Raw genomic sequence first — 25,697 nt, 5'->3', positions numbered from 1 at the left:
TTCATCCTTTTATGTTTATTGTTATGATTGTACATGTTTTTTTATAAAACTCTACTAAAATTTGTTACTATCTTGCATAACACCTTATCTTCGAAATCTCTTAAATACCTGTGCAAAATCTATTTTGATGTTACATGTAGTATCTTTAAAGTCATAAGTCTCAAAAGAGAAATCACCCTGCTTATCGTACTTTTTACTATCAAGTTTATAAACTTTGGCTCTTAAATCATCTGGGTAGATGATGACATAGTATTTGACTTTTTCAGCTTCATATATATCAAACTTATAAACTTCATCTCTTTTTGCACTAGATTTACTGATGATTTCTACTATAATCTCAGGAGCTTTGGTTAGGTATGCTTCATTTGGTTCATTACATGTAAGCACCACATCTGGTCTAAGCACTGTATCTTCACTCACTTTATAATCAACTTCACCAAGTACTTCACACATCTTGCAATCTTCCAATTGATTTCGTATATGATAGATGATTTCACTAGCAATAGCCTGATGAGTTTTTGTAGGTGCAGGACTCATTGCAAATGGCACACCACCTATGAGTTCCCAATCACCCTTCCAAATCTTATAATCATCATATGTATAGTTTATATCTTCTAGTTTTAATGCTCCCATAATAACTCCTTGCTTATAAATGATTATATCATTTTTTGAATCTTTCATAAACTCTCTCGAGCTATTTTTGCTACACAATTTTGGTTTAGCTTTTCAACATTTCTTAAAAAGTAAAATTATTACCCTGTTTTTCTATTTTACCATGAGTCCAATTCCCTCTTCTACAGAATACGGAAGCGATGGTTTGCCTTCGCCAAAAACTCTTCTCATGGTATCTTTATTATCAACCTCTAAACTCCCATAAAGCCGCTTATGAAAAGATGGCTTAACCACCCTCAACAAACTCTCAAAAAACGGTACTCGCACAAGATAAACTTTTTTTCCTAAATTATCAGCGATAAGCTCTATAAGTCTAGTAGTACTAAGCGATTCATCATCACTTACTAAAAATATACCGCCTTTTTGTCGCTCTATGATGGCATCTAAAAAAAAGCATAAATTACCAACATAAATCATACTTCGTCTATTATTAATCCCGCCAAAAGGTAATACAGATATTTTATTTACTAAATTTATAAGATTTCTTATATTTGCTTTTACGCCATACCCATAAACTATAGGAGTTCTTATGATACTTACTACAAAATCATCATCTTCGAGTTTTTGAAGTTCTTGTTCTGCTTTTAATTTACTCTTACCGTATTCATCTTGAGGCTTACATGTAGTGTGTTCTGTATAGCAGAGTTCACTCTCTTCTCCATACACTTTCACACTACTCATAAAGACAAACTGCTTCACACAAGATGCTTTTACTTTTTTTGCCAGTTCTAAAGTTTGCGTGACATTTACTCTTTCGTACTCTTCTTTAGCAGCACCGTCCATCTGATGCACAAGAGCTGAGAGATACACCACGACATCAATGTCCTCTACATGCAGAGAGTCAAAGTCATCATTTAAAAAGGAAAATGTCTGAATATCATATTTTTTTGCATAATTATCTATAAAATAACTACCTACAAATCCACTTGACCCTGTTAGTAAAAGTTTCATTTCTTTTCTCCGGTTAACAATTTCAACAAAGAATCAATAATTTTATTTTTATTAAAAACTGTATCTGTTAAAACCTGACAATTTTTTGTAAATTCTTCTATTTGTTCTTTATCTGTTTGTATAGCTGTTTTAAAGATTTCTGCTATCTCTGTAATGTTATTTGGGTGTGCGCAGTATCCTAGTTTATTCTTGTCTATGATATCTGCGGCATCACCATTAATAATTCCAAGTACTGGCTTATTTGCTGCAATGTATGTCTGTACTTTTGCAGGAACAGTTAGAGAAAATATAGGCTTGTCTATCAAAGAGACTATCAAAAAATCACTTGCTTTGAAATATTTATACATCTCACCTCTAGGCTTTCTCCCCCAAAAGACAATATTTTGAAAATCGTTTTCTTTTACTAACTCTTTTAAATTTTCCAGATGCGAACCATCGCCAATGATATTTAACTGCGCTCTTTGCAAAAAGGTCTCTTCTAAACTTCCAAATGCTTTGATGACATTATCAAGATTTTGTACTTTTCCGATGTTGCCTGCAAAAGTAAAATGAACTTTTTCATCATCACTAAATGTAAAAGCCTCTAAATCTGTGTCTAATTCATCTGCCCAGTTTGGTAAATAAACTATTTGTTTCTCATCTTTCACATATGGCTTCACTCTTTTTACAAAACCCTCTCCAGAGACTGCAAAGTTAGAACTATTTTTATAAACAAATTTCACAAAGCCATCAAGCAAAAATTCCAAAACTTTTGACTTTTTAAATCCATACGCATAAACAGTATCTGGCCATACATCTTGAATCCATAAAGTTACAGGTTTTTTATAAAATTTTTGAAGTAAAATGGCCGGAACCATACCTGTAAGTGGACCAATGTCAAACCCAAAAACATAATCATATCTCTTCCCAATCTTCAAACTCACGCAACTGCCAAGAATCATAAAAGTAAAATATTTTAACAGTTTTTTAAAAAGGCTCTCTTTGTAACCAGTTACTGCCTTCACCCTATAAACAGTCATTCCCTCATACTCATCTTTGTAAAACCATCTGTTTTGATACCCATCAAAAACTTTTCCTACAGGATAAGTAGGGTTTTGCGTGAGGATGTCAACTTCATACCCCTTCTCTTTCCAAGCAAGAGCCACTTCGTTTATTTTGAACTCTTCAGGGTAAAAACACTCTGTCACTATGAGTATTTTTTTCAATACTTTTTCCACACAACTCTATTAATATAATCAGTATAGCTTAAAATTATCCGCAATACTTTTTCAGAAACATTTGGCATACTATAATCAGCTACTTCTCTAAGAGTCTCTTTTTTTTGCGACTCAAGTATTTTGAGCCCTTGCATTACTCTTGTTTTGTCAAGTCCGACCATCATAACACTTGCCTCTTCCATAGCTTCTGGTCTCTCGTGGGCTTGACGAATGTTTAAAGCACGAAATTTCATGATAGATGACTCCTCACTTATAGTCCCACTGTCACTAAGAACTACAAAAGCATCAAGTTGCAATTTATTGTAATCATTGTACCCCATTGGCTTCATAAGTTGCACTAAAGGATGAAATTCTACCTCATTGGCTTCTATTTTTTTTCTTGTGCGAGGATGGGTTGAGACAATTACCGGCATATTATAAACGGATGCTATCTCATTTAAAGTATCAACCAAATCAAAAAAGTTTTTATCACTTCCTATATTTTCTTCTCTATGCGCTGATACTACAAAGTAGCGCTCTTTTTCAAGATTGAGTGTATTTAAAATATTGGACTTTTTTATATCATTAAGTTTTGAATGCACAACTTCATAGATAGGGCTTCCGGTCTTTATTATCCTATCTGCTGGCAAGCCTTCACGCAAAAGATATTCTCTTGCTATATCACTGTATGTCATATTTATATCTGCTATATGATCGACTATCTTTCTATTTGTCTCTTCAGGCACTCTTTGATCAAAGCAGCGGTTCCCTGCTTCCATGTGAAAAATAGGAATCTGTCGCTTCTTAGCTGGAATAGCACACAAACAAGAGTTAGTATCACCAAGCACCAAAAAGGCATCAGGCTTCACTTCTTCCAAAATAGGGTCTATTTTTATGAGAATATTGCCTATGGTCTCAGCAGCACTTCCTAAAGCCGCATTTAAAAAATAATCTGGCTTTCGCAAACCAAAATCTTTAAAAAAGACTTCATTAAGCTCATAGTCATAATTTTGCCCAGTGTGTACTATGATATGCTCAATGGCTTCCGAACTCTCAAGTTTTTGCAAGACACACGCAAGCCGTATTATCTCTGGTCTTGTTCCTACTACTGTCATTACTTTTAGTTTTTGCATTTTATACCTCTAAAAAATATGTATCTGGATTATCTTGGTCAAATGCTTCATTTGCCCATAGTAAAAGCACCATCTCCTCATCACCAGTATTTGTTATGTTGTGTGTATATCCTGGTATCATCTCTACTATTTCCATTTTTTTATCACTCACCTGATAGCTCACAATCTCATTTGTCACAATGTGCCTAAACTCTATGAGTGCTTCACCACGAACTACTAAAAATTTTTCATTTTTTGTGTGATGATAGTGATTACCTCTTGTAACTCCTGGGGCTGTGGTAGAGAGTGAGAACTGCCCACTGTCGAGTGTTTTGAGTATCTCATAAAAAGCACCCCTCTTATCTTGATGACCTTTTAATGTATAAGAAAACTTCTCAAGTGGTAAATAGCTAAGATATGTAGCATACAAAGCCCTTTCAAACCCAACTCCAACATGAGGAATAGTCAAATCTTCTCTACTCTTTTTAAATTGGCACAATAACTCTTCTATCTCACCTAATGATTTCACATAAAGAGTATCTATCTCGATATATTGTTTTTTATTGCCATTATGAAGAGTATTTAAAAAAGATTGCACAACATCATCTACATACACCAAGCTTAATTGAGTACTCGGGTTGTTTACATGTAATGGTAAATCATGTGTGATATTGTAACACCAAGTAGCAACAACAGAGTTGTAATTTGGTCTTGCCCATTTTCCAAAAATATTTGGAAGCCTATAGATGTAAACATTCGCACCACTCTTTTTACTATAATCCAAAAGCAATTCTTCGGCTTCTAACTTACTCTTTCCATAGTCATTATCTAAAGTAGCTTGTGTAGATGATGAAAACAAAATAGGTGTACTCTTCCCACTCTTTAGTAAAACATCAACTATTTTTTTTGTTAAGTTGCTATTGCCTTCATAAAATTCACTTATATTCTCTGGTCTATTTACTCCCGCTAGATGAAAGATAAAATCAGCCTCTTTTGCATAAGCCTCTAAAATATCCATAGAATCTTTTTTGCTATAACAATAAAGCATGATGTTGTCATCTCTTTTAAGATGCTCTATCAAGTTTTTTGCTATAAAACCATTGCTTCCAGTTACTAAAACTTTCATCTAAATAACACCAAACTCTTTTAAATCATCTTGAATCTCATGAAGTCCTAAAAGCATCTCTCGTAACTCTTCTTCACTCAGTCTATGTGTATTATGCGAGTGATACTCTCCTGCTTGTGTTACAACTTCCTCTCCATCTTCAAAAAACTTTGTATAGTTTAGATCTCTGTTGTCCGCTGGTATACGGTAATACTCTCCCATATCTATGGCTTTTACCATCTCTTCTTTAGTTAAAAGTGTTTCATAGAGCTTTTCACCGTGTCGTGTTCCTATGATTTTTATTTTATGCTCTGGTTTGCCTAACATATTTTTCAAAGTATTTGCCAAAAGTTCCACAGTAGAAGCAGGGGCTTTTTGCACAAAGACATCGCCATTTTTTCCATTTCTAAATGCAAACAGTACCAACTCTACAGCCTGATCCAAACTCATCATAAAGCGTGTCATAGCAGGGTCTGTAATAGTAATGATTTTATTGTTACGGATTTGGTCTATAAAAAGTGGTATAACCGAGCCACGACTTGCCATAACATTGCCGTATCTTGTAACAGCTATCATGGTATCGTTATCATCTAAGTTGCGACTCTTGGCTACTGCTACTCTCTCCATCATCGCTTTACTTACACCCATAGCATTTATGGGGTAAACTGCTTTGTCTGTACTTAGCACTATTACCTTTTTTACTTTTGCATCTATGGCAGCATTTAGCACATTTTCAGTCCCTATAACATTTGTCTGCACCGCTTGCATTGGGTAAAACTCACAAGATGGCACTTGTTTTAAAGCTGCCGCGTGAAATATAAAATCAACCCCACGAACAGCATCATTTACAGAGTTCACATCACGAACATCACCTAGATAAAATTTAAGTTTATCATTGTTATACTTTTTTCTCATATCATCTTGTTTCTTTTCATCACGAGAGAAGATTCTTATCTCTTTTACATCAGTCTGCAAAAACCTTCTTAGAACAGCATTTCCAAATGAACCTGTTCCACCTGTTATTAGTAGGGTTTTGTTTTTAAACATTTATTTTTCTCCTTATTGTATATTTTATTATATATGGAATCAAATTCCATATCCTTCCACCAAATTGTATAAATACCACTAGCCTCATACTCCAAACCCAGAGTTGATTCATATGACAATGCAACCCCTACATTCGGAAAAAAGTCTCTATCTTTTATAACTACTACACCTTTAATTGTATGATATTTACTATCATCAAATAAAGGGTGTGGCTTAATATAAATATTATACTTTATCTTATTTTTAAGATATTTTAAAAGTTTTATTTCAAGATCTATACTTTGAGGTTGCCCTATAAGAAGAATACTATTGCTTGAGTCTTCCACTTCAGTTAAGCGAAGGGATGGATTTATTACATAGAAGATAGTACTTTTACAATCAAATATTTTTTTAAAAATCATGATACTTCTCTCACTAAGAGTATATATTATATTAATATTTTTTAACTTATATGAGAGGCTTAGTTCCTCTGGCAATATACCATGCTGCATCATTATGAGTTCCTTTTTTTCAAACAACATATCAAACATACTAGCCCACCTATCATAGTGATTTGCAAAATAGATTTTTTCTATTTTATCGCAATGTTTTTTCAATAAGAAATATACTAAAAACCATTCATATGCCACATATACTTGAAGTATATTCATTTTTTTCTCTAATTTGAAAAAAACAAAAGGGACACACCATAGTGCATAAAAATAGGCTTTAATATAATCATAAATTGTACCTAAAGAGTGAATAAAAAGATGGCCCTCTTTCATAGGTTGATTTATATTTATGCATTGTATAGTTTCGTTGATTTCTAACTTTGAATAAAGATACTCTGCTCTTCCATTTGAAACAAGTATAATATTTTTTCCTACGATAAAATGATTTTTATTTTTTAATTGTAAGTTTTTAATCAACTTTAACATAAAATAAAGAGGACTTAAAATGATGAAAAATAAACAAATAACAGCATACAAATATTTATTGATACGATATTTTTTTATTAAATTAACAGTTTTTATAGCCCTTAAAGGAATAAAATCTATATCTGTTTCATTAGTTCGTTTTAAGAAATCTGTTTCTATTTGTATTTCATTTCCTATTGCTTGGAAAAAATCATTTAAAACTTTTTTATTGTACATAGTAAAACCCTAATCCTATAATGCTCAATATAGTAATATTTAGTGTTATATTTTTTATTAGTGGAATCTGAAGTAAAGGCTCAATAGATAAGGTTTGTTTACGAATAGCATATAAGTAATAAATATACGCAAATAATGTAGCTATAGCTGCACCCAAAACTCCTAAAAAATATGTCAATACTATAGTCAATACAATATTCAATATAGATGCATAAAGAGTTACTTGACTTATAATATATGCTTTTTTATGATAAAAAAGATAATTTGCAAAAAGATAATAGATACCCAAAAAATAGATAGATAAATAGATAATCAAAATTAACGGTATCATCTCTTGACCATAGTATCCTAAAATATGCGTATAGTTTTTATCCAGAACATATAGTAAAAGAACTATTACAAATAAAACTATTGAAAAGTATGTATAAATATTAGATATTTTTACATCAAAATGATTCTCTTTCCAATTTTGAATATTTTTTATCATGTACGGTGGAATAGCCAATGCAATCCCACTGTTTACTAACATTAGCACCATTCCAAGATTATAAGCAAGACTATATATGCCCACTTCTTTTGAACCCAATATATACTCAATGATTATGCGATCTGAACTACTCATAATCCATTGTGATATACCATGTGGGATAAGTAGAATTCCAAACAGCAATATTGACCCAAATAGATAAGAATGATGCTTGGATACTTTTTTGGACAAAAGATATATAGTAAGCATAAATGCAAAAAAACCTACTATAAAAAAGTGATACAAAAGCAGCTGCTCGAGTGGCATACCTTGGAATTTTGCATAAATGATAAGCAGAAAAATGAAAAAAGTTTTAAATAAGAAAATAAGAAAATAGGGAAATGCTTTCTCTTCAGCTCTCAACATAGTCACCCCAAGCAAAAGCAATGCCTCAGAAAATGCTATGATTAAACTGTAAAAAAACCAATTGGTATTAAAATAAAAATATACTGCCAAGATTATTAGGCCACTTACCAATAGAGAAATCAATAAATATTTTTTCAATAAACTATAGCCTAAAGAAATTTCTTGACTCCCCTCTCGTAAGATAGCAGCTGAGCCATTAAGTGATAGTATTGGAATCAATAAACTTGAAACCACTATAACCAAACTCCACTTTCCAAACTCTTCTAAGGTTAAAAATTGGGTTAGAATTGGAAAATACAATAGAACCGCCCCTTTGTTGATTGCAGTACTGATTGAGTATAATAGAAATTGTTTTTTCATTGTTTAAATCTTAACTTTAATGTCAGAAGCTTATATGCTAGGAATCCTAGTAGGAGAGAAATATATATCATTAAAAGCCTATAGTTAAAAATACCTCCCCTAACAAACTGTATATAGAAAAAAATAAAAAATGCTATAACAAAAAGATTAAAACTTTTATTTTTCGATAAATATACATACTTGATGTACATAAAATTTATCATAAGAATAAATAAAGGTATTATAATTATCGAGAGATATCCTATATTTAAAAAAGAATTTGCATACATACCAAAAGTGTAATTTGTGCCATATGATGCAATCGAAGGATAAACTAATCTGGTTTCTGCTGTCGACATTGGCTTATCAGGCATCAATTTCCTAGGAATAAACATATAATATATATCTTCTAAAAAAATCAGGTATCCATCGTGTGGTCTATTTTGCTGAAACTCCAAAACATCATTAAGCACAAATGCATTGTCAAAATCCAAACTTGAGCTTTTAGAGTTTACATATGTTTCATAATCAGTAGCCCTCAATATGGCATTGCCAACAAAGATTATAGATGATAGCAAAATAAGTAGTATTATCGTTTTAAAGCTTATTCTTTTTCTGTGGATAACAATAAAAATAAACATTGAAAACATCAAAAATACAATAAGTAGACTTCTGCCCCCTGTCATTGCTACTAAAATTAATGAAAGTATAAACATGAAAAACTTATGTCTATTGTATCCACTAAAGTACATATCTATTATCATAACAAATATAAGCATATTTATTATTCCAAACACCCAAGCTGTTCCTCTTTTTGACATAGCATAAAATTTAGCATAGTTAATAAATATTTCACCATAATCTATGCGTTCAAATACATGCAAAATAAGATAGTGAATAAGAAAAAAAATAATTATAAAAAAAATATAATAATAAAATATACTGAGGCTTCTTTTTGTACCACCATAATAGTATTCAATAGTTCTTTTTTTATTTCTTTTTATAAATGAAAATAAAAGCAAAAAAGAGGCGATAGCAAATATATCACAGAATATCATGAAAAAGTATATTTCACTTGTTATATTTATGTAGTTATTTATATGAATTGGAATATAATAAAAAATTATATCATATAGTACAAATATCACTGGCGGAGAAAAAGCCAAATATACAATAAGTCTTTTTGAAAATAATTCATTTAATTTTATTTTCATAGTTTATTTACACCAAATATTTCTACCATCTTAAAATCAATCTCTTCATCAATATCTACAGAACTCTCTCTATCCATCACATAAGCAAATATGTTTTCTTTTAAGAAAAAGCTCTCCTCTTCTAAAAGTTTATCACTATCACATATATAAACAGCTCCATTTAATCTATAATATTTTTCAAGATCTTGAGATCTTTTGTTTTTTACTTCATCTCTCAAAAAACTACTCATACTTCCATCTTCTGGCAAAGTGTTACTCCAAAGCGGACTATGATCCATCTCGCATACACTTACCACTGCATCAGCTTTTTTATCCATGAGTAATTCTATAGATTCATCAACATGATGACTCTTTCTAAGTGGGGATGTCGGTTGCAGCAGTACAATAAAATCATATTTTTTTACATGTTCTATAGTATGCTTTATAGTATCAAAACTTGTAGCAGTATCCGTTGCAAGCTCAGCAGGTCTTTTGATGGTATCTGCTCCATACTTTTTAGATATAGTCAAGATCTCATCATCATCACTTGAAACCACAACATCATCAATGTATTTTGACTTTAATGCACTCTCTATTGTATAAGCAATTAAAGGTTTACCATTTAAGTCCAAAATGTTTTTACGAGGTAATCTCTTGCTTCCACCTCTTGCTGGAATAATTGCTAGAAAAGTTTTATCTTTATACACTAAAACACCTCTCCATACTCACTATTTGCCTTCTCATACTCTTCTATGCGACCAATATCAAGCCAATACTCTCTCAAAGGAAAGGAGATTGTATTTTCTCCTGACTCTATATATTTTTCAAACAGTGTTGGCATATCATAAAATTCATCCTGAGGAATTAGCTCTATCGCATCAGGATTTAACATGTAAATTCCTGCACTTACAAAAAACTTATGTACAGGTTTTTCTTCAATATTAATTATCTTTCCATTATCAACATTAACTACCCCATAAGGCACTTGAAAATCATACTCTCTTACAGCCATCGTTGCTTTTGAATTGTTCGAGATATGAAACTCCAACATATTCTCAAAGTTCATATTTGTCAGCAAATCTCCGTTCATTACAAAAAACGGCTCTTTTGGTTTTTGGGCATCACTTAGCAGACTTAAAGCTCCTGCTGTTCCCATTCTTTTGTTCTCTAAAACATACTCTATATTTACACCAAACCTAGATCCATCACCAAAATAGTCTTGAATAATGCTAGACTTATACCCTACACACATCACAATATTCACAAATCCATAACTAGCAAATCTCTCTACTATAGTTTGAAGTATGGGCTTACCACCAACTGGCAACATCGGTTTAGGTGTAGTTTCAGTAAGGGGGCGAAGCCTAGTTCCTAATCCACCAACCATCAATACTACCTTATTAGGGTGGCTCTTTGGCTTCAATAATTCATCGAGTATCTTAATAGAGACCACTCTACCTCTTTCATCAACCACTGGTATTTGGTATATCTTTTTAGAAGTGCATAGATTGATGATCTCCTCTTTTGTGCTATCTACTTTTACCACTGTAGGATTTTTAAAATACACATCTTCTATAGTATCTTCTAATCCTTTACCATTCAAAATAGCTCTTCGTATATCTCCATCACTTAGTGTCCCCAATAAAACATCTTGACCATCAACCACAATGGCAAACTTTATGGCTCCAGTGTCTATGATTTTTAGAGCTTCTTTTATGGTGGAGTTTGTTGTTAATTTTATATGTGATAGTTTATTCAAAACACTCTTCCTTTAAATCATAAAATGATTTTTTTAACATATTTTCTAATGGTATAGATTTTATGACTTCTTTTATTTTTTGACTCGCTCCACCATCTCCATAAGGATTAACACTATCTTTTAAAAGTTTTTGGAATTCACTTGAGTAAAGAGAGTTAAAAGCTTCTAAAATAGACTCTTTGGAAGAGTTGCAACTAATCACACTATCAGCCATTATTCTTCCTCTTTGTCTATCTCCAATATTTATAGTTCCTATTTTAAAACTTGGTGCTTCTGCCAAACCACTTGAACTGTTACCAACCATCGCATCTACATACTGTAAAGCACTTAAATATCGAAGTTGCCCTAGTGAAGTAAAACCCACTGCTTTATGAGTGTTTTTAGCCACATATTCATCTATCATACTGTTTATAATGCGACCATCAGTATCAGCATTTGCTTTTGTAAAGATGATGTGAGTATCTTCTAGCTCATCAATCGCATCTAGTAGATTTTGAAACTGCTCTTTAGCAGTAGAGTTTTCAAGTGTAACAGGATGAAAAGTAACAATAATATTTCTTTTACTTAATTTAAAATCAATCGATTTTTCAAACTCTTCTTTACTTAAAAGCTTTAGTCTTTTGATATTGTCAATCCCTAATCCTCCAACATTAAAGACTCTATCAGGATGTTCTCCAAGCTGAATGACTCTGTTTCGATATTTATCAGTTGCTGTAAAATGCAAATGGCTCATCTTTGTTATACTGTGTCGTATCGATTCATCAAATGCACCCTCTGTTGTCTCTCCACCATGAAGATGTGCCATAGGCACACGAGCTATCATAGCAGCACTAACAGCAGAAAATATCTCATACCTATCACCCAAAACTACTAAAATGTCAGGTCTCAAATCCTCATAAGCTTCAGCAAAAGAGATTTGAGCCAATCCCATAGACTTGGAGATACCAATAGCAGTATCGGAAGATAAAAGCATCTCTATTTTTTTGTCTATTTTAAACTCTTTCTCTATTGTCTTGTAGGTTAATCCAAACTCTGGACTTAAGTGCATTCCTGTCACTATGAGTTGCAGTTCTAAATCTTTGTCTGATTCTATCTCTTTCATAAGCCAATACAAAAGCCCATACTCTGCTCTGGTTCCTGTTACTACACAAATTTTTCTTTTACTCATTTTAGCTTTCCTGTTTTAGCAGTATATTTCAAAAGTAGTTGTAGTTGTTCAATGGCTATTTCGTTTAATTTTATAAGCCTTTCTTCAGAAGAGATATTTTGCTTTATCATCTGAGCATTTAAGTTTTCAAGATTTGCCAAAACTACTAACTGTTCAGATGTTGCATAATCTCTCATATTGCCTTCTAATCGTGGATTTGCTTCACTCCATTGTTTTGCAGTAAGTCCAAACAGTGCCACATTTAAAAGGTCTGCTTCTGTAGCATAGATAAAAGGTATTTTATTTTTAGCAATATTTGGAGGGATGAGATTGTTTTTTATAGCATCTGTATGAATATGATAATTCATTTTTACCAAAGTTCTTTTGATATCCCAGCCTAACTTTTGTTTTTCTATCTCTTCTTCTTTAAGTCTTTGAAACTCCTTTATAAGAAATAGTTTAAACTCTGCACTAATCCAACTAGCAAATTCAAATGCAATATCTTTATGAGCATAAGTGCCACCGTATCTGCCTGTTTTTGTAAATATACCAATAGCACCAGTTTTATCTACCCATTTCGTCGGAGAAAGAGTAAAACTATTTAGTCCTGCTTCATTTTTAAAGGAGTCGAATTCGACCCCTTTAAAATTTTTATTATTTATTCTCTCCCAAAGTCCCAAAAATTCTATAGTATTTTTATTTCTCAACCAATTTTTTACTACATCTTTTGGCTCATCTTTGTTTTTACTTTTAGCAATATCTGTAAGTGATATATAATTATCTCGCACTATAGAAACTTCTTGATCTTGAACTATTATTTTATTTTTCATATCAACTCATCTGCTTCATAATCTTTTTGTGCAACAAAATAAATATATTTAAGCCAATACAATACTCAGCTTTAGTTCCTGTTGCTACACATATTTTTCTTTTGCTCATTTTAACTTTCCTATAATTTCAAAAGAATTTATATCCATCTTCGAAAAGGCAAACCATTTTTTACCCAAATCTTTTAAACTAGCTCCTATATGATAAACTTCTTTTTCATCAATTATTAAAAATCTATCATGTGATTGATCAAATTTTTTTATTTCTATTTTTTGATTTTTGCTAAATAGTGTTAAAATTGTTGCATCTATGTAATTATCAATTAAAAATATAGATTTCTTCGCACTTTTAATCAAATCGGACACAAACAAATATGCATCAAATATTTGTCCATCATAAAATATACCCTGTTTTGGCTTTATGGATTTATCCTCTATAGCTTTAAAAATTTTCTCAAACTTTTCATCATGAACAGATAGTCTATTTTCTATTCGTTCAAGCCTTTGATACATAAGAGTATTTGAACTCATAACTTTTCTCATATTTACAAAAGATTCAATTATTTTAATGCTTATCTCTATAGCAATATCACTTTTTAGCACAGCACTCAGCATAGATACACCAAATTCAGTAAAAGCATAAGGTAGGTACTTAGTAATTAAGTTTTCTTTAAAGGTCACATTTTGTGACCTTAAGTTTTGTAATTCTTCTTTTGTTAATTGAAACCTAAATTTTTCAGGAAATCTTTCTATATTTCTTTTTACGGCTTGATTAAAAACTTTTGTCTCTACTTGATATAAAGCGGCTAAATCTCTATCAAGTATAACTTGTACACCACGAATAGTAAATATTTTATCTTGAATATCTATATTATCTACAATCGTTAATTCATTCATATCAACTCATCAACTTCATAATCTTTTTGTGCAATAGAACCAACTATTTCATCCCATCGCATAGGACTGATTCCATTGCCTGGTCTTTTTATGGCTAATTTATCTTCAGTCAAAACCTCACCTTTTTTAATCGGTTCTGATGCCACGATGGACTTTCTAGCTACTTCCATATTTGGTTTTTCACTCTTACTTGGTTTTTTTATACTACTACCTAATGCTAACTCAATATTTCTTATAGCCTCAACCATAGCTTTAAGCTCATGTGGTTCTAAACTTGCTTTATGATCTGGTCCTTCCATTGTTTTGTCTAAAGTAAAATGCTTTTCTATGACAGTTGCTCCCATAGCTACTGCTGCTATTGGCACCTCTATCCCCAAAGTGTGGTCACTATATCCATAAGCCACATCAAAAGCTTTACCTATAGTTACCATAGCTCTTAAATTTACATCTTCCATAGGTGTGGGGTACATTGTATTTGCATGTAATACTGTAATGTTCTTTTTGGGTGTACCTGCTTGTGTTAAAACATCCAAAGCATCTTCTATCTCTCCTATGTCTGCCATACCTGTTGATAGGATTACTCTCTTTTTTAAAGCCCCTATTTTTCGCAAATATGGTAAATTTGTTATCTCACCACTAGGTATCTTAAAAATAGGCAATTTTAAATCATCTAATAAGTCAATACTATCCAAATCAAAAGGGGTTGATAGAAACATAATATTCTTACTATTGCAATACTCTATAAGAATATTATGTGTTTCAACATCGAGTTCAAGCTTTTTGAGCATATCAAACTGGCTATCATTTCCATCATTTAGATTCTCTTTTTGATAGTCGGCTTTTTGTGCATTTTTAGAGACTAAAGTCTCTGCTTTAAATGTCTGAAACTTTACAGCATCAGCTCCAGCTTCACTAGCTACATCTATTAACTTTTTGGCAAGTTCTAATGAGCCATTATGATTCACTCCTGCTTCTGCGATAATAAAAACACTCATTTTACAATACTCCCTGCTTTTATAAAGCCACTAACTTCGATATACTCTTTAGAAGTGGCATTGCTTCCATAGAAGCTATTTTCTTTTACGATAGTTCCACCATTGACGACGGCACCTGTGCTTATATGACAGTTGTTTTCTATCACTGCATCGTGTTCGACCAAGGCTTTGGTGTTTATAATACAATTTTGTCCTATTTTAACACTTGCATTTATCAGAGCATGGTGCATTATGATTGTTCCTTCGCCTACTGATGCATATCTTGAAACATAAGATAATGGTGAAATAATAGTAGGCAGTGTATAGCCTATCTCTTTTAATATTTTGAAAAGTCTTATTCTGATATTCGGTGATTTGATTTGCCCTACAGTAATAAAAGCAATTTTATAGGCTTTATATAACTCTTCTAAATCATCATCGCAACCTATGACAGGGTATCCAAGGATTTTATCTCCAACCTGCTTCTCATTATCTATAATACCTGCAATTTTATATTTTTTCTCCTGCTCAATCACATCTATCACCGATTTGCAGTGTCCACCACCACCGATAAGAAGAATCTCTTTCATTATAAAACCACCGAACTAGAGATATTCACAACTCTATCTTCCAACCACTCAGCATTTGAAAGGTCTCCACTTTGTGCATCTTTAAACATTTCAAGCTTATTCATAAGCCTCCAAATACTTCTGGTCATGATACCACTATCATTTGTATATTTTAAAAATCTATCTCTCTCTTTTCTGTTTTTTAATAAAACTGCATTGAGCCAATAATTTGATTTGGCATATTTTGGTTCTGTGATAAACTGTATATCTGTTTTTTCAAAAAAAGTTTTGTATTTTTGTGCCAACTCTCTTTGTTTTTGTATGAATATATCTATATTTTCCATCTGTGCAACACCAAGTGCTGCATTTAAATTGGTAAGTCTATAATTGTATCCTATCTCATCATGGATATATTCATAAGGGTGAGGAACTTTTGCGGTAGTTGTGATGTGCTTCGCTCTTTTTGCCAATGCTTCATTATCAGTCACTATCATTCCACCACCACCAGTTGTGATGATTTTGTTACCATTGAAACTAAACACTCCCACTTTGCCAAACGAGCCTGTATGTTTACCTTTATAATAACTACCTAAAGACTCTGCTGCATCTTCAACGACACAAATGTTATGACGATCACATATATCCACAATTTCGTCTATCTTGCAAGGATGCCCAAAAGTATGCATAGGAACACAGGCTTTTATGATTTTATTTGTCATTTTATTGACACACTCGCCATTATCATTTATGAAACTATTTTCTTGCAAAAAAGCTTCCAATTTAGATGGTGATAGTCCCAATGTATCTTTATCTACATCTATAAAAATAGGTTTTGCATTGCAGTAACTAATAGCATTGCAAGTTGCTATAAATGTAAGTGGCTGAGTTAGCACCTCACTATTTTCATCCACTCCTACCAGTCTTAACCCCACATGTAAAGCAGATGTTCCATTTGATGTTGCGACTGCATATTTGGTACCAGCAAACTCAGCCAACATCTGCTCGAACTGATCCACATATTTACCGACACTTGATACAAAGGTGCTATCGATAGTATCGTTGACATATTTTTTCTCATTTCCAAAAAATTGTGGCTCATGGAGTGGCAAGAACTCTTTTGTCTGGTAGAGTTCCTGTATGAAATCAACTACATTTTGATACATCTCTACATCTTCCCATCTAAGTATTTACCTGTCTCTTTGTGACCGAAGCCAGGTATAAGTTTGAAAAACTCTTTGACTATCTCCTCTTTATTCCAAGAGAGATTTTTTTTCATTGCGTCTATTGTATCTTCAAAAGCATTTAAAAGTTCTTCATTAAAATTAACTTCATTTTTAATGACTCCAAGGCTTTGAAAACGATCCATATCAAGAAGCTCTTTATCGGTAAAAAACTCTTCAAAATCTTTCTCTCCCGTGGTGTCACTAGCAGTAAATAGGCATGGGTATTTTCCCTCTTGTGGCAATGTTTTAGCCAACTCTCTTGCTTCATCTTCATCTTTACATAAGTAAGGTTCATACCCTTTCTCTTTTAAGTATTTCACTGCAATATCTGCAAACGAGATAAGGTGCAACTCTTCACTCAACTTTGGAAAAAATATATCACGATTTTCACCAAATATACAAGACATAAGACACAGCTCACCACTCTCTTGTGGCGTTACAAAATAGCGTTTAATATCATTTGGTGCTACTATTGGTTGTTGTTTTTCCAAACGCTGATTAAACCCATGAAGCAGTGAGCCATCACTAAAAGCAACATTGGCAAAACGAGCCATGGAGACATTAATATCAAGCGAATTTCGATGCACAAACATCTCCATAATCCGCTTACTTGCCCCCATCATATTCACAGGATTTGCTGCCTTGTCTGTAGAGACACAAAAATATTTTTTAGTCCCATTTTCAATAGCTTGTTTAATGGTTTTATCAGTATTGAAAATATTGGTCTCTATCATACGCATAAGTGTAAAAGGATCTTTTTCGCTACGAACATGTTTTAGTGCTGAGAGATTAAGCACATAATCATATTCTCCATCGGCTTTTATAAAAGCATCATACTCCAAAGAGCCAATATCTAATGCAAAAGTAGCAAACTCTCCATCAATATATCCAAAAGAGCTACGAATATCTCGCACCAATTCCACCATATTGTTTTCAGATATATCAACCACATGAAGTTTTCTAGGATTTCTTTTAAATATCTCTTTGGTAACTGCTTGACCGATAGAACCAGCTCCGCCAATAACTAGAAAAGTTGATGTAGAAATAATATTTTTCAATTCATGATTATATTTTTTTATATCATCTTTGAAGAGTTCTTTTTTTCTACCTATTAAATTTAATATACTCACTTATTCTCTCCATACGAATTTTTATACATCACAACATTAAACTTTTCTAATTCAAAAAGTTTTACGTATTTATGATTTTTGTATTTTGTTGAATATATTGATTTCTCTTTTATATTTGCTTCTGCGTTGTTGGCCGAAGCTAAAGCATCGGTTCCGTTTATGCCTAATTCACTTAATCGTACATGTTTAAGATTTGCATCATAGTAGTCATTGATATTATCAAGTCCTACTACCTCATCACCACGCTCAAGTAATTTTTTTGCTAAGTGGTAGCCTATAAATCCTGCTGTTCCTGTTACTAGTATTTTACGACTCGGCATTTAGTGCCTCCCTGCATTGAGCTTTAGATCTTATCATATTATTTTAACCTCTCCATCATTTCAAATGAGTTTATATCCATCTTAGAAACTGCAAACCATTTTTTGCCTAAGTCTTTTAAACTAGCCCCAAAGTGATAAGTCAAATTTTTTTATCTCTATAGGTTGGTATTGAGAATTATACCTCTTTAAGTCCAATTGTAACTGTTTAGAGATGGTTTTAGTGTAAATAGTTGTCTTTATATTTGCATCACTTTTAGTAAACAATACTAATGTACTCTCATCTATAAAGTTATCTATCAGTTTTATAGAAGTTTTGGCACTTTTTATAATATCGCTTACGAAAAGATAGGCATCAAATATCTGACCATCATAGAAGATATACTGTTTTTGAGGTGTTCCTTTTTCTTCTATGGCGTCAAATAGTTTTTTGAACTTTTCATCTGATTCTAGCTTAGTTTGTATCTGCTTAGTTTCTAGTGTATCTAGTCTTTGAAATATACTGGCGTTTGATAGTAAAAACTTTCGCATATTCGCAAATGTTCTGATAATAAAGACAGTTGTTTGTGAAGCAGTTTTACTTTTTAGTATAGTTGCTAGCATATAAACACCTTGCTCTGTAAAAACTTTAGGATTTATTCTTGTTTTAGCAAATTTTGTGGTCGAAACTTTCGACCGCAAAATACTAAACTCTTCATCATTTAGTTGAAAAAAGAAATCCTCCTGAAATTTATCAAGATTATTTTTAACAGCTTCATTAATTCTTTTTGTTTGAACCCCATACAGTTCTGCCAAATTACTATCTACCATCACCTGAGTATCTCTAATCGTATAGATTTTATTTTGTATGGTTTGATTATCTATTATGAGTTCATTCATTGAGTAGCTCCATTATATTTTCTATGTCAATCATACATAGTTTTTCTTCTACATTACCTGCTTCTGCGTTGTCAGCCGAAGACAGAGCATCGGTTCCTTCCATGCCAAGTTCTTTTAGTCTTGCATGTTTAAGATTTACATCGTAGTAGTCATTTATATTGTCAATTCCCACTACTTCATCACCACGCTCGAGTAGTTTTTTAGCTAAGTGAAAGCCTGTAAAGCCGGCTGTTCCTGTCACCAAAATCTTTTTAGATTTTACTAATGTTGAACTATCTATCATTTTACTATATACCCTCCGGTTTTTGGTGCACCTATAAACTCTATTTTATCCTCGTCTTTGAGTTGTTTTATGTATCTCTCTATAGTTCTTTGTGTAACTTTTGGAAAGTTTGAAGATATTACATTTGCTTTGATAGGTTGATTTTTAGCTATGAATTCATAGATATCATTTACTCCGACATTTACTCCGACATTTACTCCGACATTTACTCCGACATTAGATTTTTTTTCTATTTTTGCAAGTATTATCTTAAAACCATGCTGAAACTCTTCAAACTTTACTTCAACTTTGCCATGCTTTTTACATTCATCTTGTATTCTAGCGATACCTGAACCGTATCTCTCTATGATACCTGCTTCTTTAAAGGCTCTAGCTACTGCTCTATTTCTAGTTTGTGATGAGTAGTTACCACTTAAAAGTTCTTCTACTGTTAAGTTACCATAGAGTTTACCAGGGTTAAAAAACTCTATTTTATCATCAAATATTTTTATGATAGAGTTGCCACTATCTCTGTAGTCTCTATGTACTACCATATTTATCACTATCTCTCTGATGGCTTCAAGTGGATAATCATACTTTACCGTCCTTTGAGGCTCTCCTGTAATAATAAACTCTGTCATAAGATGTTTTTTTATGAACTCTATGGCAGTATCAATCTGCTTAAAAAGGTTTGTATTTATATCTATGTTGTCTATGATAGTTATAGGGTCTTTAAATCTTCCTATTTGAAAAGCTGTTATGGCTGAGTTGTTAGAGGTAAAAAGCAGGTATGCTCCCCAAGTAAGTTTACCTTCTTTTATAAGCTCATACTTTTTGAGGATAGTCATCGGGTCATCACTAAATGTTTTCCCAAGATTTTGTTCTACTTTTTCTATAAAATACTCTATATTTTCTTGTGATATATCATCAAAATCATGTCTTTCGTCTATATAATAATCCCAACTGGAGTTAATAGTTTGCAGATGCATATTTGCTATCTCATCAAGGCTCATAAGATGATTTGAGTTTTGGACTCTTTTGTAGTATCGATTTTTATACGCTATAGGTTTTAGAGGGTATTCTTTTATATCTACAACTGCTATACTCTTTGCATTTATCTCAATTTTATAAATATCGACCAATATTTGAGGTTGGGTATTTACTTTTATTTGGTTTATCCAATCTTTAAGCGTTTCATTATGTATGTCTATGCCAATTATACTGCCATTGTCATTAACACCTATAAAAATTTTACCACCTTGAGCATTAGCAAAAGCCACCACAGAAACGACAACCTCTTTGCCAAATGAAGTTTTAAACTCAACAGTTTGACTTTCACCTTGCTTTATAAGTGATACAATATTGTTATCCATCTTTAGCTGTCACTTTGAAAAATATCACGAGTATACACTTTCTCTTTGACATCACTCACTCGTTTAAACTCGTCTAAATCTTTAATAACTTTAGAGTTAAAAAAAGTCTCTTCTTGCATTACAGGCTCATATATAACTACTTCAACACCTTTTGCTTTTATACGTTTCATGATGCCTTGAATGGCTGAGCTTCTAAAGTTATCGCTTCCGCTTTTCATAGTAAGTCTGTAGATGCCTACTATTTTATTTGCCGGCACTGAAGTACCGGTTCTGAGCCTGTCAATTATGCTTTGTGCTATAAAATCTTTTCTAGTACTATTTGCTTCTACTATGGCACTTATTAAGTTACATGGAACATTTTCGTAGTTTGCTCTGAGTTGTTTGGTATCTTTTGGTAAACAGTATCCGCCATATCCAAAACTTGGGTTATTGTAATGCATTCCTATGCGAGGGTCTAGCCCTACACCCTCTATGATCTGTCTTGCATCCAGATTGTGCGTTTGTGCATAAGAGTCCAGTTCATTGAAGTATGCCACTCTCATAGCCAGGTAAGTATTTGCAAAGAGTTTTATAGCCTCTGCCTCGGTAGAGTCAGTAAACAAGATGTCAATATTTTCTTTTATAGCACCCTCGGCTAGTAAATTTGCAAAAGTCTCTGCGCGTTTACTTTTTTCTCCTACTATTATTCTACTTGGGTATAAGTTATCATGCAGTGCTTTTCCCTCTCTCAGAAATTCTGGAGAAAAGATGATGTTGTCAGTCTTAAATTTTTCTCTTAAACTTTTTGTGTAGCCAACCGGTACAGTAGATTTTATGACCATCGTTGCATCTGGGTTTATTTCCAGTACATCTTTTACAACATATTCTATAGTTTTAGTATTAAAATAGTTGGTATCTGGGTCATAGTCAGTTGGTGTGGCTATGATGATAAAGTTTGCAGCCGTATATGCCTCTTTTTTATCTAAAGTAGCTTTAAAGTTTATGTCATCTTTTTTTAAGTACTCTTCTATCTCTTTATCTTCTATGGGGCTTATTTTCTTCTGTAGCATTGCAACTTTTTCGGGAATGATGTCCAGTGCTACGACTTCGTTATTTTGTGCTAAAAGTAAACCATTTGACAAGCCAACATACCCTGTACCTGCTATTGCTATTTTCATTGTTTTTCTATCCCTTTCATTTGCTTCATCAGCCGGCACTGAAGTACCGGTCCTGTAATGATATTTATCTACGATATTTTGATATATTTTTATGATGATGGCTTTTTGCATCACTATATTGTTGATTGCACGACTTGATTCTTCTAGTTCGTCATCATACTGATGTGCTATCTCATTTCGAATATTGCGTAAATTTATCCACTCTTTTGCACTATACAAAAAACCTAGTTTTTCTAGTTTATTTAACAAATCCCTAAAAGGGATGGCTTCATTTGTTTCGTTATAAAGTGAAAAAATAAGTCTAAATATTTTATCTCCCATTGTATCTTGAAGTTTTGAAAATCTAAAGATGTATTGATCGAGTGCCTGAACACTAGCTTTATCTAGCTCTATATAATCCTTAGCTGTCAAAGGTATTTTATTTGCTATATCTGCATAAGCCTCTTCTAAGCGTTGAATATGTTTGTCACATTCATGAAAATATTTTTCTAATCTTATTTTTTCTATGCTAAGTTCCATTTTATTTCCTGCTATCTCTTTTTCAATACTTCTCAATCTATCTTTAGCAAACACTATATCAATTTTTTGTTCACCAATTTTACTTTGCAGCTTTACAAGAAAATCAATTTTTTTATCAAAAAGATTCTCTTGGTTTTCTACTTCAAAATACAAATCTATATCACCACCTTTTTTGGTGTCATCTACACGACTACCGAAAAGATAAACTTTCCCGCTACCAAAAACTTCATGAAATGTATTTAAAATTGATCGTATTTCAAAAATTGATAATCTCATTTACAACTCATTTTCCAACTCTCTTTGCAACTCTTCATATTCCGATTTTTTTCTTGCGATGAATTTTTTTGTGAGGTCTATTTTGGCTTTTATGCCTTCTTCTGTCAGGAGGTATTTGTACTGGTTTTTATGTTTGTTTGCGAAAAAGTTTTCGGCTTTTACCAAGCCTTTTTCTATGAGGGCTTTGAGGACATAGTTTACTTTTCCGACACTGAGACTCAGTTCATGTGCCAAACTTTTTTGACTTTTTGAGTTCTCTATTTTTCTAAGTACATTCAGTATCAGTTCATCATTTTGCAATACGGTGTTCCTAAAATTCATTTTTTGAATTATAATCTTTTATTACTTATAGAGTTATAAAATGTTGACTTTCATTTCAATCTCCCACCCCAATCCTAAAAAAACAGGAATTTAAAAGAAGAACAATAATTGCTTAAACTCTAAAAAACTAAAGTGATTACATATGGCAACAAAAACAAGAGAAAAATTAGCGAAAAAGCGTTCTATAAGAGGGTATGCAGATCAAGCCCAATCAAATCAACTTTTAAAATTGTTTTCAGAGGTGACAGACTATCGGAAACCTCAAGGTAAAAGACACCGACTAGAACATATTTTATATCTTTCAGTATTGGCTGGATTGATGGGAGCAACTGACTATAAGCAAATATCTATTTGGATAGAGAAGCATATTCAAAAAGAACAAGTTAAAAGATTATTAGGTGTAGAGTTTATATTAACACCAAAGAAAAGTTTGGTTTCTGATGTGTTAGCGAAAGTTGATAGCCAAGAAGTTGAAGTTGTTTTTAGGAAATGGATAAGAACCTATGTCGATACAAGAGGAAAGCACCTGAGCGTAGATGGCAAGGTTATGAATGGCAGCAAATACAAAGATAAGAGATCAATAGAAGTAGTTGGTGCTGTTTTATCTGAGATAGGGGTAATAATTGCTCATCAACAAATAGCAGAGAAGTCGAATGAAATACCTGCCCTTCAGGCTATGATAGGGGAATTGGGAGATGAATTTATCTTTACTTTTGATGCAATGAATACCCAAAAAAACTCTTGATGCTATTGAAAATAGTGGTTCAAAATATATTGCCAAGGTAAAAGATAATCAAAAAACCTTACTTGATAAAATAGATGAAATTTCAAGAGATATAAAACGGGAGTGTTCAAAATGTTGTGAAATATACAAGCCTGATATAATAAGAATATAAAAGGTTGATAAAGATGAGTAAAATAATAGAGACAGATTTTGATTTTAACGATGCAGTTGCTGATATAATGAACGGTAAAAATATAAGCGGTAAAGATGGAGTACTTGCTCCATTAGTAAAACAACTGGTAGAAGTGATGTGTCAACCCTATTTCATACTTATCCATAAAGATTCTAAGCTGCTGTTTCAAGTTGTAACATCATTTTTTCTTCAAACTCCACAGGTGATAAATTACCATTTGCAGAGTGCATTCTTTGTCGGTTATAATAAACCTCAATATACTCAAATATAGCCTGATTAGCTTGTGCTTTTGTCTCAAAAGTCTCATGATAAATGAGTTCAGTTTTTAGGGTATGAAAAAAGCTTTACCCTCAAGGGGTACCTAGTCAGCTACCGCGTTATCCCAACAGTTTCCCTTGCGTGACATACTCTGAACGATGCCGTGTTGCTGCAATAAATCCCTATGAGCATATGAAGCATACTGGCTTCCTCTGTCGGTATGCCAGATTAAACCCTTTGAAGGGTTTCGATTTATTAATGCCATATTAAGGGCATCATTCACAAGTGATACTTTCATACTGTCATCCATCGACCAGCCAACGATACGACGGGAGTATAAATCTATGACAGTTGCTAAATACAACCATCCTTCATTTGTTGGAATATAGGTTATATACCCAAAGGGCAGGACCTCTCCAACATATTTCTCATCTGGATACGAAGCATAGAAATCTCTGTTTAAGAGATTTGGTGCAACAGGCAAGTTGTGATTTGAGTTTGTTGTATTAATTCTGTGTCTTTTTTTCGTCTTTGCAACAAGTCCCAACTCACGCATTATACGCCCTATACGGCGACGAGAAACGATAAAGCCATATCTTTGTACTAACTTATCCTTGATGCGCCTTGTGCCGTAATTTTCTCTACCCTGTATGAAGATAATCTCAATAAGTTCATTAAGTTTTTCATCTACTTGTTGAAGTTGGCAACCTTGTTTTATCCAGTGGTAATAACTTGCCTTATCAACCTTTAGCACTTTGCACATAATTGTTATTTGAAACTCGTTTGAGTGTTCTTGTATCCATGCGTATTTCACAGAGTTCCTTTGGCGAAATACGCTGTTGCCTTTTTTAATATATCGCGCTCTTGCTTAAGAAGTTTGTTCTCTGCACGCAGGCGTTTATTCTCTTCTTCGGCGGTTTCTTTAACAGTACTGCTATTTGCAAAGCCACCTCGTGCTGCTATGGGAATATTATTAGCTTTTTTATACTCTCGTACCCAATTATAAAGCGTCTTTTCATTGACATCTAAATCTTTTGCAATCTTTGCTGTTGATTCGTTTGAATTCATGACCAACTGTACGCTTGAATCTCGAAATTCTCTTGTGTATTTACTGTTTTTCATCTTCTTTTTATCCTTACTCATACTGATATTTTATCTCAGAATCGCTAAATGTTCTGAGTATGAATAAGTGTAGCCACATCAATTAGCTATCTTTTTCGAGGGGAGGCTGGATGAGTATTTAGAGTTGTAG

General features: G+C 32.7%; 27 protein-coding genes and 2 pseudogenes. 1 reads left to right on the top strand and 28 read right to left on the bottom strand.

Annotated features, from left to right (window positions below; genetic code table 11):
- Positions 1 to 84: 84 nt before the first annotated feature.
- The 25 genes and pseudogenes from FJR45_RS04510 to FJR45_RS04395 all read right to left on the bottom strand — a co-directional run bounded on the left by FJR45_RS04510 (position 85) and on the right by FJR45_RS04395 (position 23,270).
- Complete coding sequence (locus tag FJR45_RS04510; protein ID WP_226966475.1) at positions 85 to 633, bottom strand: Uma2 family endonuclease; 549 nt, start codon at positions 631 to 633, stop codon at positions 85 to 87.
- Positions 634 to 765: 132 nt separating this feature from the next.
- On the bottom strand, positions 766 to 1,623 hold the full coding sequence (locus FJR45_RS04505) for an NAD-dependent epimerase/dehydratase family protein (RefSeq protein ID WP_193151538.1): 858 nt from the start codon (positions 1,621 to 1,623) through the stop codon (positions 766 to 768).
- The gene (locus FJR45_RS04500) at positions 1,620 to 2,828 is read right to left on the bottom strand and encodes a glycosyltransferase family 4 protein (protein WP_193151537.1); all 1,209 of its coding nucleotides are present in this window, start codon (positions 2,826 to 2,828) and stop codon (positions 1,620 to 1,622) included. Before FJR45_RS04500 ends, FJR45_RS04505 begins: the two co-directional genes overlap by 4 nt.
- On the bottom strand, positions 2,825 to 3,952 hold the full coding sequence (gene wecB, locus FJR45_RS04495; RefSeq protein WP_193151536.1) for a non-hydrolyzing UDP-N-acetylglucosamine 2-epimerase: 1,128 nt from the start codon (positions 3,950 to 3,952) through the stop codon (positions 2,825 to 2,827). Before wecB ends, FJR45_RS04500 begins: the two co-directional genes overlap by 4 nt.
- Before the next feature lies 1 nt (position 3,953).
- Entirely contained in the window at positions 3,954 to 5,057 is a 1,104-nt protein-coding gene (locus FJR45_RS04490; protein ID WP_193151535.1) for a polysaccharide biosynthesis C-terminal domain-containing protein, read from the bottom strand.
- A complete protein-coding gene (locus tag FJR45_RS04485) occupies positions 5,058 to 6,083 on the bottom strand; it encodes a polysaccharide biosynthesis protein (RefSeq protein ID WP_193151534.1) in 1,026 nt (341 codons plus the stop codon). It abuts the gene before it with no gap.
- Positions 6,059 to 7,216 carry a hypothetical protein gene (locus FJR45_RS04480; protein WP_193151533.1) on the bottom strand — a complete coding sequence of 386 codons (1,158 nt, stop codon included), beginning with the start codon at positions 7,214 to 7,216 and terminating at the stop codon, positions 6,059 to 6,061. The genes FJR45_RS04485 and FJR45_RS04480 overlap by 25 nt, the downstream gene beginning before the upstream one ends.
- The gene (locus tag FJR45_RS04475) at positions 7,206 to 8,468 is read right to left on the bottom strand and encodes a lipopolysaccharide biosynthesis protein (protein ID WP_193151532.1); all 1,263 of its coding nucleotides are present in this window, start codon (positions 8,466 to 8,468) and stop codon (positions 7,206 to 7,208) included. Before FJR45_RS04475 ends, FJR45_RS04480 begins: the two co-directional genes overlap by 11 nt.
- A complete protein-coding gene (locus FJR45_RS04470) occupies positions 8,465 to 9,661 on the bottom strand; it encodes an O-antigen polymerase (protein ID WP_193151531.1) in 1,197 nt (398 codons plus the stop codon). The genes FJR45_RS04475 and FJR45_RS04470 overlap by 4 nt, the downstream gene beginning before the upstream one ends.
- Positions 9,658 to 10,347, bottom strand: coding sequence for an acylneuraminate cytidylyltransferase family protein (locus tag FJR45_RS04465; protein WP_193151530.1), 690 nt, complete (start codon positions 10,345 to 10,347; stop codon positions 9,658 to 9,660). The genes FJR45_RS04470 and FJR45_RS04465 overlap by 4 nt, the downstream gene beginning before the upstream one ends.
- On the bottom strand, positions 10,347 to 11,399 hold the full coding sequence (locus FJR45_RS04460; RefSeq protein WP_193151529.1) for a nucleotidyltransferase family protein: 1,053 nt from the start codon (positions 11,397 to 11,399) through the stop codon (positions 10,347 to 10,349). The genes FJR45_RS04465 and FJR45_RS04460 overlap by 1 nt, the downstream gene beginning before the upstream one ends.
- On the bottom strand, positions 11,392 to 12,567 hold the full coding sequence (gene neuC / locus FJR45_RS04455; protein ID WP_193151528.1) for a UDP-N-acetylglucosamine 2-epimerase: 1,176 nt from the start codon (positions 12,565 to 12,567) through the stop codon (positions 11,392 to 11,394). Before neuC ends, FJR45_RS04460 begins: the two co-directional genes overlap by 8 nt.
- Positions 12,564 to 13,376, bottom strand: a complete 813-nt coding sequence (locus FJR45_RS04450; RefSeq protein WP_193151527.1) for a KilA-N domain-containing protein — start codon at positions 13,374 to 13,376, stop codon at positions 12,564 to 12,566. The genes neuC and FJR45_RS04450 overlap by 4 nt, the downstream gene beginning before the upstream one ends.
- A 105-nt stretch (positions 13,377 to 13,481) precedes the next feature.
- Complete coding sequence (locus FJR45_RS04445) at positions 13,482 to 14,270, bottom strand: ORF6N domain-containing protein (protein ID WP_193151526.1); 789 nt, start codon at positions 14,268 to 14,270, stop codon at positions 13,482 to 13,484.
- Entirely contained in the window at positions 14,267 to 15,265 is a 999-nt protein-coding gene (gene neuB, locus FJR45_RS04440) for an N-acetylneuraminate synthase (RefSeq protein ID WP_193151525.1), read from the bottom strand. The genes FJR45_RS04445 and neuB overlap by 4 nt, the downstream gene beginning before the upstream one ends.
- A complete protein-coding gene (locus FJR45_RS04435) occupies positions 15,262 to 15,834 on the bottom strand; it encodes a NeuD/PglB/VioB family sugar acetyltransferase (RefSeq protein ID WP_193151524.1) in 573 nt (190 codons plus the stop codon). Before FJR45_RS04435 ends, neuB begins: the two co-directional genes overlap by 4 nt.
- Entirely contained in the window at positions 15,834 to 16,976 is a 1,143-nt protein-coding gene (locus FJR45_RS04430; RefSeq protein ID WP_193151523.1) for a LegC family aminotransferase, read from the bottom strand. The genes FJR45_RS04435 and FJR45_RS04430 overlap by 1 nt, the downstream gene beginning before the upstream one ends.
- Positions 16,977 to 16,978: 2 nt before the next feature.
- A complete protein-coding gene (locus FJR45_RS04425; RefSeq protein WP_193151522.1) occupies positions 16,979 to 18,166 on the bottom strand; it encodes a UDP-N-acetylglucosamine 4,6-dehydratase in 1,188 nt (395 codons plus the stop codon).
- A gap of 172 nt (positions 18,167 to 18,338) precedes the next feature.
- A pseudogene (locus FJR45_RS12680) lies at positions 18,339 to 18,486 on the bottom strand (GDP-mannose 4,6-dehydratase); the annotation flags it as partial.
- Positions 18,487 to 18,606: 120 nt separating this feature from the next.
- On the bottom strand, positions 18,607 to 19,362 hold the full coding sequence (locus tag FJR45_RS04415; protein ID WP_226966474.1) for an ORF6N domain-containing protein: 756 nt from the start codon (positions 19,360 to 19,362) through the stop codon (positions 18,607 to 18,609).
- Positions 19,355 to 19,645 (bottom strand): GDP-mannose 4,6-dehydratase, encoded by a 291-nt coding sequence (locus tag FJR45_RS12415; protein WP_226966473.1) that lies wholly within the window; start codon positions 19,643 to 19,645, stop codon positions 19,355 to 19,357. Before FJR45_RS12415 ends, FJR45_RS04415 begins: the two co-directional genes overlap by 8 nt.
- Positions 19,642 to 20,997, bottom strand: coding sequence for an RNA-binding domain-containing protein (locus FJR45_RS04405; RefSeq protein WP_193151521.1), 1,356 nt, complete (start codon positions 20,995 to 20,997; stop codon positions 19,642 to 19,644). Before FJR45_RS04405 ends, FJR45_RS12415 begins: the two co-directional genes overlap by 4 nt.
- 2 nt (positions 20,998 to 20,999) lie before the next feature.
- The gene (locus FJR45_RS12410) at positions 21,000 to 22,154 is read right to left on the bottom strand and encodes a nucleotide sugar dehydrogenase (protein WP_226966509.1); all 1,155 of its coding nucleotides are present in this window, start codon (positions 22,152 to 22,154) and stop codon (positions 21,000 to 21,002) included.
- Positions 22,155 to 22,718: 564 nt separating this feature from the next.
- A pseudogene (locus FJR45_RS12405) lies at positions 22,719 to 22,949 on the bottom strand (nucleotidyltransferase domain-containing protein); the annotation flags it as partial.
- The gene (locus FJR45_RS04395; RefSeq protein ID WP_226966472.1) at positions 22,950 to 23,270 is read right to left on the bottom strand and encodes a MarR family EPS-associated transcriptional regulator; all 321 of its coding nucleotides are present in this window, start codon (positions 23,268 to 23,270) and stop codon (positions 22,950 to 22,952) included.
- Between the two features lie 142 nt (positions 23,271 to 23,412).
- On the opposite strand from FJR45_RS04395, the gene FJR45_RS04390 reads away from it, so the two are divergent.
- Positions 23,413 to 24,015: an ISAs1 family transposase gene (locus FJR45_RS04390; RefSeq protein WP_193149934.1), complete on the top strand. Its 603-nt coding sequence runs from the start codon at positions 23,413 to 23,415 to the stop codon at positions 24,013 to 24,015.
- Between the two features lie 324 nt (positions 24,016 to 24,339).
- Here the strand turns inward: FJR45_RS04390 and FJR45_RS12675 are convergent, their stop codons facing one another.
- From FJR45_RS12675 to FJR45_RS04375, 3 genes are read right to left on the bottom strand one after another with little or no spacing between them, the layout of a single operon-like run.
- The gene (locus FJR45_RS12675; RefSeq protein WP_193151893.1) at positions 24,340 to 24,501 is read right to left on the bottom strand and encodes an IS3 family transposase; all 162 of its coding nucleotides are present in this window, start codon (positions 24,499 to 24,501) and stop codon (positions 24,340 to 24,342) included.
- Positions 24,502 to 24,548: 47 nt separating this feature from the next.
- A complete protein-coding gene (locus FJR45_RS04380) occupies positions 24,549 to 25,259 on the bottom strand; it encodes an IS3 family transposase (RefSeq protein WP_264299314.1) in 711 nt (236 codons plus the stop codon).
- Positions 25,256 to 25,588, bottom strand: a complete 333-nt coding sequence (locus FJR45_RS04375) for a transposase (protein WP_193149663.1) — start codon at positions 25,586 to 25,588, stop codon at positions 25,256 to 25,258. The genes FJR45_RS04380 and FJR45_RS04375 overlap by 4 nt, the downstream gene beginning before the upstream one ends.
- Positions 25,589 to 25,697 lie beyond the last annotated feature (109 nt).

The sequence above is a fragment of the Sulfurimonas sediminis genome, assembly GCF_014905115.1.
Classification (GTDB): Bacteria; Campylobacterota; Campylobacteria; order Campylobacterales; family Sulfurimonadaceae; genus Sulfurimonas; species Sulfurimonas sediminis.
This window is presented reverse-complemented; position numbering and strand designations above follow the sequence as displayed.

Coding starts and splice junctions, on each gene's coding strand:
- FJR45_RS04510 (WP_226966475.1), bottom strand. CDS start 633: ATGGGAGCATTAAAACTAGAAGATATAAACTATACATATGATGATTAT.
- FJR45_RS04505 (WP_193151538.1), bottom strand. CDS start 1,623: ATGAAACTTTTACTAACAGGGTCAAGTGGATTTGTAGGTAGTTATTTT.
- wecB (WP_193151536.1), bottom strand. CDS start 3,952: ATGCAAAAACTAAAAGTAATGACAGTAGTAGGAACAAGACCAGAGATA.
- FJR45_RS04490 (WP_193151535.1), bottom strand. CDS start 5,057: ATGAAAGTTTTAGTAACTGGAAGCAATGGTTTTATAGCAAAAAACTTG.
- FJR45_RS04485 (WP_193151534.1), bottom strand. CDS start 6,083: ATGTTTAAAAACAAAACCCTACTAATAACAGGTGGAACAGGTTCATTT.
- FJR45_RS04480 (WP_193151533.1), bottom strand. CDS start 7,216: ATGTACAATAAAAAAGTTTTAAATGATTTTTTCCAAGCAATAGGAAAT.
- FJR45_RS04475 (WP_193151532.1), bottom strand. CDS start 8,468: ATGAAAAAACAATTTCTATTATACTCAATCAGTACTGCAATCAACAAA.
- FJR45_RS04470 (WP_193151531.1), bottom strand. CDS start 9,661: ATGAAAATAAAATTAAATGAATTATTTTCAAAAAGACTTATTGTATAT.
- neuC (WP_193151528.1), bottom strand. CDS start 12,567: ATGAGTAAAAGAAAAATTTGTGTAGTAACAGGAACCAGAGCAGAGTAT.
- FJR45_RS04450 (WP_193151527.1), bottom strand. CDS start 13,376: ATGAAAAATAAAATAATAGTTCAAGATCAAGAAGTTTCTATAGTGCGA.
- FJR45_RS04445 (WP_193151526.1), bottom strand. CDS start 14,270: ATGAATGAATTAACGATTGTAGATAATATAGATATTCAAGATAAAATA.
- neuB (WP_193151525.1), bottom strand. CDS start 15,265: ATGAGTGTTTTTATTATCGCAGAAGCAGGAGTGAATCATAATGGCTCA.
- FJR45_RS04435 (WP_193151524.1), bottom strand. CDS start 15,834: ATGAAAGAGATTCTTCTTATCGGTGGTGGTGGACACTGCAAATCGGTG.
- FJR45_RS04430 (WP_193151523.1), bottom strand. CDS start 16,976: ATGTATCAAAATGTAGTTGATTTCATACAGGAACTCTACCAGACAAAA.
- FJR45_RS04415 (WP_226966474.1), bottom strand. CDS start 19,362: ATGAATGAACTCATAATAGATAATCAAACCATACAAAATAAAATCTAT.
- FJR45_RS12415 (WP_226966473.1), bottom strand. CDS start 19,645: ATGATAGATAGTTCAACATTAGTAAAATCTAAAAAGATTTTGGTGACA.
- FJR45_RS04405 (WP_193151521.1), bottom strand. CDS start 20,997: ATGGATAACAATATTGTATCACTTATAAAGCAAGGTGAAAGTCAAACT.
- FJR45_RS12410 (WP_226966509.1), bottom strand. CDS start 22,154: ATGAAAATAGCAATAGCAGGTACAGGGTATGTTGGCTTGTCAAATGGT.
- FJR45_RS04395 (WP_226966472.1), bottom strand. CDS start 23,270: ATGAATTTTAGGAACACCGTATTGCAAAATGATGAACTGATACTGAAT.
- FJR45_RS04390 (WP_193149934.1), top strand. CDS start 23,413: ATGGCAACAAAAACAAGAGAAAAATTAGCGAAAAAGCGTTCTATAAGA.
- FJR45_RS04375 (WP_193149663.1), bottom strand. CDS start 25,588: ATGAGTAAGGATAAAAAGAAGATGAAAAACAGTAAATACACAAGAGAA.